At 61.4% G+C, this 8,223-nt stretch carries 10 protein-coding genes; 5 read left to right on the forward strand and 5 right to left on the reverse strand.

What is annotated here, in order from left to right; translation table 11 throughout:
* The first annotated feature begins 813 nt into the window (after window positions 1–813).
* On the forward strand, window positions 814–1,440 hold the full coding sequence (locus tag A7D21_RS30930) for a transcriptional regulator (protein ID WP_053256258.1): 627 nt from the start codon (window positions 814–816) through the stop codon (window positions 1,438–1,440).
* Here A7D21_RS30930 and A7D21_RS30935 read toward each other — a convergent pair.
* Together A7D21_RS30935 and A7D21_RS30940 are read right to left on the reverse strand one after the other, a co-directional pair.
* The gene (locus tag A7D21_RS30935; RefSeq protein ID WP_053256257.1) at window positions 1,428–1,808 is read right to left on the reverse strand and encodes a RidA family protein; all 381 of its coding nucleotides are present in this window, start codon (window positions 1,806–1,808) and stop codon (window positions 1,428–1,430) included. The two genes, A7D21_RS30930 and A7D21_RS30935, sit on opposite strands and share 13 nt — an antisense overlap.
* Window positions 1,805–2,770: a threo-3-hydroxy-L-aspartate ammonia-lyase gene (locus A7D21_RS30940; RefSeq protein WP_069553518.1), complete on the reverse strand. Its 966-nt coding sequence runs from the start codon at window positions 2,768–2,770 to the stop codon at window positions 1,805–1,807. Before A7D21_RS30940 ends, A7D21_RS30935 begins: the two co-directional genes overlap by 4 nt.
* A gap of 120 nt (window positions 2,771–2,890) precedes the next feature.
* Between A7D21_RS30940 and A7D21_RS30945 the strand changes: the two genes are divergently transcribed.
* The 3 genes from A7D21_RS30945 (at window position 2,891) to A7D21_RS30955 (ending at window position 5,036) form a co-directional block, all read left to right on the forward strand.
* Window positions 2,891–3,508 carry an LpxA family transferase gene (locus A7D21_RS30945; protein ID WP_069553519.1) on the forward strand — a complete coding sequence of 206 codons (618 nt, stop codon included), beginning with the start codon at window positions 2,891–2,893 and terminating at the stop codon, window positions 3,506–3,508.
* A gap of 92 nt (window positions 3,509–3,600) precedes the next feature.
* Window positions 3,601–4,119: a sigma-70 family RNA polymerase sigma factor gene (locus A7D21_RS30950; RefSeq protein WP_053256254.1), complete on the forward strand. Its 519-nt coding sequence runs from the start codon at window positions 3,601–3,603 to the stop codon at window positions 4,117–4,119.
* Window positions 4,116–5,036, forward strand: a complete 921-nt coding sequence (locus A7D21_RS30955; RefSeq protein ID WP_069553520.1) for a FecR domain-containing protein — start codon at window positions 4,116–4,118, stop codon at window positions 5,034–5,036. Before A7D21_RS30950 ends, A7D21_RS30955 begins: the two co-directional genes overlap by 4 nt.
* On the opposite strand, the gene A7D21_RS30960 is transcribed toward A7D21_RS30955, so the two are convergent.
* From A7D21_RS30960 to A7D21_RS30970, 3 genes are read right to left on the reverse strand one after another with little or no spacing between them, the layout of a single operon-like run.
* The gene (locus tag A7D21_RS30960; RefSeq protein ID WP_069553521.1) at window positions 5,033–5,749 is read right to left on the reverse strand and encodes an ABC transporter ATP-binding protein; all 717 of its coding nucleotides are present in this window, start codon (window positions 5,747–5,749) and stop codon (window positions 5,033–5,035) included. The genes A7D21_RS30955 and A7D21_RS30960 overlap by 4 nt on opposite strands.
* Window positions 5,746–6,573 (reverse strand): ABC transporter permease, encoded by an 828-nt coding sequence (locus A7D21_RS30965; RefSeq protein ID WP_064452237.1) that lies wholly within the window; start codon window positions 6,571–6,573, stop codon window positions 5,746–5,748. The genes A7D21_RS30960 and A7D21_RS30965 overlap by 4 nt, the downstream gene beginning before the upstream one ends.
* Before the next feature lie 10 nt (window positions 6,574–6,583).
* Window positions 6,584–7,555 (reverse strand): aliphatic sulfonate ABC transporter substrate-binding protein, encoded by a 972-nt coding sequence (locus A7D21_RS30970; protein ID WP_069553522.1) that lies wholly within the window; start codon window positions 7,553–7,555, stop codon window positions 6,584–6,586.
* A gap of 319 nt (window positions 7,556–7,874) precedes the next feature.
* Between A7D21_RS30970 and A7D21_RS30975 the strand changes: the two genes are divergently transcribed.
* A complete protein-coding gene (locus tag A7D21_RS30975) occupies window positions 7,875–8,090 on the forward strand; it encodes a molybdopterin-binding protein (RefSeq protein WP_003173733.1) in 216 nt (71 codons plus the stop codon).
* Window positions 8,091–8,223: the final 133 nt, after the last annotated feature.

The raw sequence follows: 8,223 nt of genomic DNA on the forward strand, positions 1-8,223 counted from the left end.
CGAGCTCGGGCAAGGTCAGGGTCTGGCGACGCTCCAGGGTGTCCATCGCCTGTATCAGCGAGTCACGCCCGGAGCCGATAACCAGGACTTTGCCGAAGCTTTTACCCATCAGTGTGGTTTGGCGGTCGGCATCGCCGGCGTAGGCGATGAATCCCTCGTCGAGATAGACCACGATAAAACTCGCGTCGAGCCCATGATAATTGGCATCGTCGATGATGTTTTGGTGGCGATCGAGGGTGTATTTCTGTTCCCGATAGACCACCTGTTCGACCCTGTCGAAGAGTTGCCGCGCGTGATCGACGCGCCCTGCATACAGAAAGTAAAAGCCGAATTCGGATGCCCAGACCTTGAGCGCCAAGCCTGTCGGGAAGCTTTTGCCTGCATTGCCCTTGCGCAATTCCAGGCCGGTCAACGGCGTGGTAGGCGGTATATCGGGCGCCAGGTTGGAACTGATCAGGTTGTCAGTGATTGCAATAGGAAAGCTTTCGGCAAATAGCAGGGCGGCGACGGTCAAGAATTTCACTCCTGTCAATGAAGGCATAGCCATCCGTGGGGCGGCTATCTTCGCAGAACTGAAACAGCCTGCAACCGTCATCCTCCAGAGGTTTCTATCCGCCGGGTAAGCATCTACCCGCCGCGCAACCGCTCCCGGACACGCGCCCCCAGGCGGGCGGCGCGCGGTTGCATGCGCTGGAGAGTGCGCTGCATTTTCAGCGTATCGGCAAGGCAGCAGGGGTGTTCAAAATTAAAGCGCCACAATGAGGGGCCGTGGCTAAATTGACGGCCTGTCCAGGACTGGATATGTTGTCTTGCATGAACAAGACCTCTCCCGAAGACACCACCCTGATCAGCCAGCTCGAACAGATTGCCGAAGGCTTGAGCAAGACCTTCAGCCCATTCTGCGAGGTGGTGCTGCATGACTTGCGTGACCCGCAGCACGCGATCCTGGCGATCCATAACAACCTCTCCGGGCGTCAGCCGGGTGACCCGGCCACCGAGTTGGGCCTGGCGCGAATTGCCGACCCCGAGTACCCCCAGGTCATCGCCAATTACCAGAACCAATTCGCCGATGGCCGCCAGGTCAAGAGCACCTCGATTGGTATCAAGGACGCCAGCGGCAAGTACGTCGCCGCCTTGTGCATGAATGTCGATCTTTCGTTGTTCCGGGGCTTGCAGGGCATGCTCGAACAGTTCGGTTCGGTCAGCGGTGACAAGCCCGGCGAGTCCCTCGACCCTTCGGGCGCCGACCTGATTCGCACGCGTATCGACCAGTTCGCCGCACGCCTGGCAACCACGCCGCGTGCACTCAAGACGGCGGACCGGCGGGTGCTGCTGCAAGAGCTCAAAGACGCCGGCTGCATGGACATTCGGCGGGCCATGGAAACCGTGGCCTCGCACCTGGGCGTGTCGCGCGCGGCGGTCTACACCTACGCCAAATAGCGCGCCACGGCTTCAATCTCCACCAGGTAACCGTGATGCAACTCGGGCACCGGCACCACCGCGCGGGCAGGGCGGTGATCGCCCAGCGCGGCGGCGTAAACGCGGTCGAACGCCGGCCAGTGCCCGACTCCAGCAACGTACACCGTGACCTTGACCAGATCCTGCGGCGAACCGCCGGCGGCGTTCAGGATGGCCAACAGATTATGCAGTGCGATTTGGGCCTGTTCGGCAAACGGCGCCGACAGGTTGTGACGCCCGTCCGGGCTGACCGGTAATTGCCCGGAGATATACAGCGTGTCGCCGTGGCTGATGGCCTGGGAATAATGCCCGGCCGGTGCCGAGGCCTTCGACGTGTGGATGATCTTCATGGTGCCTCGCTGAGCAGGGCGGCGTAGCGCTGAATATCCACGTTGCCGCCGGTGACGATGATGCCCACGCGCTGGCCTTTGAACCGCTCGCCCAGTTGGCGCAATGCCGCCAGGCCCAGGCAGCCGGTTGGTTCAACCACCAGTTTCATGCGCTGCATGAAGAAGCGCATGGCGTCGATCAACTGCGCGTCGGAGACGGTCAGGATGTCGTTCACCAGGTCGCGGATGATTGGGAAGGTGTAGTTCCCCAGGTGTTGGGTTTGCGCGCCGTCGGCGATGGTCACCGGGGTGTCGATATGCACGATGTTGCCGCTGTGGAACGAGCGCTGGCCATCGTTACCGGCTTGCGGTTCGACGCCGAACAGTTGGCAATTCGGTGACAGGGCGCGGGTCGATAATGCGGTGCCGGAGAGCATGCCGCCACCGCCCAGGCCGACGAACAGCGCGTCCAGCGGGCCGCTGAATTCCAGCAACTCTTTGGCGGCGGTGCCTTGGCCGGCGAGGATGTGCGGGTGATCGTAGGGTGGGATCAGCGTCATGCCGTGTTCGACGGCCAGGGTGCGGCCGATTTGTTCGCGGTCTTCGGTGAAACGGTCATACAGCACCACGCTGGCACCATATTCCCGGGTCGCTGCAACCTTGGCGGCAGGCGCGTCGGTGGGCATCACAATGGTCGCCGGCATGCCCAGTAAACGAGCGGCCAGCGCAACGCCCTGGGCGTGGTTGCCGGAGGAAAACGCCACCACGCCCGCCTTGCGCTGCTGCGCATCAAACTGCGAAAGGGCGTTGAACGCGCCGCGAAACTTGAACGAGCCGGCGCGTTGCAGGTTTTCACATTTGATGAACACCTGGGCGCCGGTTTCGGCGTCGAGGGTGCGCGAAGTCAACACCGGCGTCTGATGGGCGACGCCTGCCAGGCGTTGGGCGGCAGCGATGACGTCGTGGTAGTCAGGCAGTTGCATGAGCGGACCTTGTGTGCGTTTTTGGATAAAATATCCATATCAAGACAAATAGTAAAGATCGGTTTCTCACGTCCGCCATGCTAGCGTTTCGAGCTTCTCTGACCGCTGGAGGGTTCGACGTTGATCCGACTCACCGACTACATTGCCGACGTATCCCAATCCGCGTTGGCGCCTTGGGCTGACCTGACGCCTTGGGCGTTGGTGGCCCAGGCCCCGGCGATTGTTCGCCAATTACTGGTGCAGTTGCCGGCAGACGCTTACGTCATTCAGGATGAAATCGCCATCCACCGTACCGCCACCGTCGAGTCCGGCGCCGTGCTCAAGGGGCCACTGATCATCGGCGCGCATTGTTTTATCGCCAGTGGTTCTCTGCTGCGCGGCGGGTGCTGGGTGGATGCGCAGTGCATCATCGGCCCGGGTGCGGAGTTGAAAAGCTCGTTTGTGTTCAGTGCCAGCAAGCTGGCGCATTTCAACTTTGTCGGCGATTCGGTGCTCGGCCATGGGGTCAATCTGGAGGCCGGCAGCATCGTCGCCAACTACCGCAATGAGCGCGAGGACAAGGACGTGCAGGTGCGGATCAACGGGCAATTGCAGCGCACCGGGTGCGATAAATTCGGCGCGTTGCTCGGCGATCAGTGCCGAATCGGCGCCAATGCGGTGTTAGCGCCGGGGGCGGTGTTGGCACCTGCCAGCGTGGTCGGGCGCGCTCAGGTATTTGACGCAGAGGCTTGCGTATAAACGCAATGTTGAAAAGAACATGGTGTGTCGGCTCGATATTAAATAGAATTAATCTCATTTGAGATTAACTCGCGCCGCGCAGGTTGCTCGCCATGACTGATGCTGTTGCCCCGACCCACGCTGCCGAACTCACGTTGTCGAGTTTGTACCGCGACCACCGCAGTTGGCTGGAAAGCTGGTTGCGGCGGCGCCTGGGCAATGCCTGGGATGCAGCGGACTTGAGCCAGGACACCTTTTTGCGCGTGCTCGCCAGTGCACAGCCCATTGCGCAGATGCAGGAACCGCGTGCCTATCTGGTGACCGTCGGCAAGCGCCTGCTGGTCAATTTTCATCAGCGGCGCAGCCTTGAGCAGGCGTACTTGAATGCGTTGGCAAACCTGCCGCACGCCTGCGTGCCGTCACCCGAACAACGCTGGCTGATGCTCGAAACCCTGCAAGCACTGGATGAGTTGCTTGACGGTTTACCGGTGCTGGTGCGCCGCGCGTTTCTGTGGAGCCAGCTGGAAGGCCTGGGTTATCGAGAGATTGCCGAACGGCTCGACGTTTGCGAACGCACGGTGAAGCGTTACATGGCCCAGGCCTACGAACATTGCCTGCTGGTGGACCTGTGAGTCGCGATGTCGCACGCGCCGCCGCCCAGTGGCTGGCATTGCTGGAGTCCGGCGCCGCCACCGAGCGTGACCATGCGGCCTTGCAGCAATGGCGCGACAGCCATCCTCAACACGAACAGACCTGGCAAAAAGCCCAATCCCTGCGCCAGCGGTTCAGCGACTTGCCACACGCATTGGCGATGGCCAGCCTCGACCGCCCGCAACGGGCGCGGCGCGCACTGCTCAAGCGTGCCCTGGGTGTTGCAGCGTTGGTGCCGACGGCGTGGCTGATCAGCCGCCAGTTGCCCATCGAGGCGTGGCGTGCCGATCTGCACACCGCCACCGGCGAGCGCAAACGCCTGCCTTTGGTCGATGGCAGTAGCCTGCAACTCAATACCGCCACGGCCGTCGATGTCGACCTCGCCCATCGGCGCATTACGCTGGTGGAAGGGGAATTGGCGCTGAGTGTGCCGGGCTCGGCTTTGATCGCAGTGAACACCCGCTACGGCCAGGTCCAGGTCAGCCAGGCCGAGGTGTGTGTGCGGCAGTTGCCGACCGGCTGCCGGGTGTCGGTGCTCAAGGGCGCGGTGCAGGTGCGCGATGTGAGCGGGCAACTGGCGACGTTGAGCAACGGTCAGCAAGCGTTATTAAAGTCCCAGGGGCTTGGGGAGCGGATGCCGTTCGATGCGCAGCAACTGGACTGGCGCGACGGCGTCTTGACCGCGCAAAACCAGGCGCTGGGGGATTTTTTGCGCGAGCTGGAGCGTTATCGCCCCGGTGTGCTGCGCTGGGACCCGAGCCTGGAAACCCTGCGGGTCACCGGCAGCTTTCGCCTGGATGACACCGACCGCATCCTCAGCCTGCTGGCCCAGACACTGGGGTTTGAGGTGCGGGCGCGGACGCGGTATTGGGTGACACTCAGTCGCACATTGGCCTAAATCACATGGGCCCGCTGTAGCTCGGTCAAGGACAGTGCCTTGAGCTGCGCCAGCAGCGGGTCACGCCGGTCTCGCGGGTGAGGCAGGTCCACCGCCAGTGCCTGACGAATGCTGCTTGGCCGGTCGTCCATCACCAGCACCCGGTCACTCAGGTACAGCGCCTCGTCCACATCATGGGTCACCAGCAGCAGGGCAATGGCATGGTGCTCGGCCAGTTGCAGCAGCAAGTCCTGCAGTTTCATGCGGGTGAAAGCGTCCACCGCGCTGAAGGGCTCATCGAGCAATAGTACCTGCGGGCGTGAATACAGGCCGCGCGCGATGGCCACCCGTTGCGCCATGCCGCCGGACAAGGCCTTGGGCAGCGCCTGGGCGAAGCCCGCGAGGCCGACTTCTTCGATCAACTGCGTGACCCAGGCCTTGTCATAGTGGCTGTCATCGCTGAAACCGATGTTTTGCTCCACCGTCAGCCAAGGCATCAGCCGGGGCTCCTGGAATACAAAAGCGACCTCGCCTGCGGGGCTGCGCAGTTCACCCTGGAAGTCCTTTTCCAGGCCGGCGACGATGCGCAACAACGTGCTTTTGCCGCATCCGCTGGGGCCCAGCAGGCTCACGGCTTCGCGCGGTTGCAACGCCAGGTGTACATTTTTCAGCACTGTGGTGCTGGCAAAGTTTTTACGCGCGACGTGAATCTCTAATAACGGTTGCATGCTCATTGCTCCGCGCCTTGGCCATTGAAGGTGTCACGCCAGGCCAGGCAGCGTTTCTCCAGTGCCGCGAGCACGCCATCGCTGACCTTGCCCAACAGCGCCAGCACGATGATTGCCGCCAGCACGATGTCCGGCCGCGAGGTTTCCCGACCATCACTGAGCAAGTAGCCCAGGCCCTTGGTGGCCGCGATCAGTTCGGCGGCCACCAGAAACATCCAGGCCAGACTCAGGCCGCTGCGCAGCCCGGTAAACAGGCCGGGCAGGGCGGCGGGCAAGAGAATCCGGCGCACCAGGCGTGGCCTGCTGAAACCGTACATTTGCCCGACTTCCACCAGCTTGCGGTCGATATCACGAATCGCCGCGACGCCATTGAGGTACACGGGGAAGAACGCGCCAATCGCGATCAGCACGATCTTCGAGGTTTCATCGATGCCCAGCCACAGCAGCAACAGGGGTACCCAGGCCAGGCTCGGAATTGAGCGCAACCCGGCAAACGTTGGCTCCAGGTAGGCTTCGGCTTCACGGCTCAAGCCCACCCAGGCGGCGAAGATCAAGGCCAGGCTCGCGCCAATGGTGAAGCCCGCCAACACCCGCAACAGGCTGGCGCTGATGTGTTTCCACAACGCGCCCTCGGCCAGGTCGGTGAGCGTCACCGCAATCTCGCTGGGGGCCGGCATCTGGTAGGACGGCAGCCAGCCGATACGCACGACCACCTCCAGCACCAGCAGGATCAGCACCGGCAACAGCAGCCCCTTGAGCCGCCGAGGCCAGGCGCTGCGGTTGATGGCGACCGGCGCGGGAAGGGCCGTTGTTTGGATTCTGCTGGTCATCACGCTCCCCTTACTGCTTTGGCAGCGCCTGGCCGAAAGAGGTGTCGATCAATTGGTCGATCACCTGGTCCACGTTCACGCCACGGCGCACCAATTCCTCGGACACCAGGATCGGCGCAGCGGCCTTGGAGGACAGCACATCCTGGGCGGTCAGCAACGGGCTGCCGAGGTCGGTGCGCGACAGTTGCAGCTTGGCCACTTCCAGCGGCAGGCCGGCTTCGTCGGCGAGCAGTTTGGCGAACTCATCCGGGTGTTTCACTGCCCAGTTGCGGGCTTTTTCATAGGCGCCGAGCACCTTGCTGATGGTCTGCGGATGCTCCTTGGCGTACTGCTCGGTGACGCTGACCACGCCGTAGCTGTTGAAGTCCTTGTTGCGGTACAGCAGGCGTGAACCGGCCTGAATTTCACTGGCGGCCATGTGCGGGTCGAGACCGGCCCAGGCGTCTACGTCACCTTTTTCCAGCGCCGTGCGGCCGTCGGGGTGTTGCAGGTGAACTAACTCGACGTCGTCTTTTTTCAGCCCGGCTTGTTGCAGGCTGCGCAGGGTGAACAGGTACGGGTCGGTGCCTTTGGTGGCGGCGATTTTCTTGCCTTTCAGATCCGTCACGCGGTTGAACGGCGAGTCTTTGCGCACGACCAGCGCGGTCCACTCGGCGCGGCTGTAGACGTACACCGATTTGATCGGGCTGCCATTGGCGCGGCTCAACACCGCCGACAGGCTGGCGGAAGAGGCAAAGTCGACGCCGCCGCTGTTGAGGTATTCCAGCGAGCGGTTGCTGCCTTGGCTCAGTACCCAGCCGACTTTGCTGTTCGGCAGCGCTTGTTCCAGCCAGCCGAAATGCTTGAGCACCAGGCTGACCGGTGAGTAGTAGGCGTAATCCAGGTTGACTTGCGCGGGGTCGGCTTCGGCGGCGAAGGCTTGCGGTTGCACACACAAGATGAGGGCGCAGGCACCCAGTAAGCGTTGGGTGAAGGGTTTCATGGAACAGCTCCGGACAAGGCGGTGAGAGAAGGCTTTTCTTATATTCAGAAAATTGAAATGACATGTTCCATCATGCTCAATCGGAATATGCAGTCTCTGTGCCATCTGTTGTCGGGGCGTATTTGCTGGGGTTCAGGTCAATTGTGTTGTGGTGTGAGAGGGCAGTGTGTTGATCCGCTGTTGCCGGGTGAACAGTACATATATATCTATATCGAATAAATAAAGAGTTATATATTCCTTTTAATAGATGATTGAATGGCGCATTTTGAGGGCCTGCGCATTCGTGCGGATTGACCCAACAGCCAAAAGGAAACCCGACATGACCATTAAAGCGATTAATGTGCGCAACCAGTTCAAGGGCGTGATCAAGGAAATTCTGCTGGGGGAAGTGGTGTCCGAAATTGACGTGCAGACTGCGTCTGGCATCGTTACCTCGGTGATCACCACCCGCTCGGTGCGGGATCTGGAATTAAAAGTGGGTAGCGAGGTGATTGCCTTTGTGAAGTCGACCGAAGTGTCCATCGCCAAGCTGTAAACCCCGATCATTTGGGGGAGCTGGCTTGCCTGTGATGGCCATAGGTATCTACGCAACTCTTTGTGTTGCTTTGAGCCTGTGAGGGGTTAGGTAGATATGAGTGCATATCCGTTGCTGCGGTAACGGCTGCTAT

It is taken from the genome of Pseudomonas sp. AP19, from assembly GCF_001728855.1.
Lineage (GTDB): Bacteria > Pseudomonadota > Gammaproteobacteria > Pseudomonadales > Pseudomonadaceae > Aquipseudomonas > Aquipseudomonas fluorescens.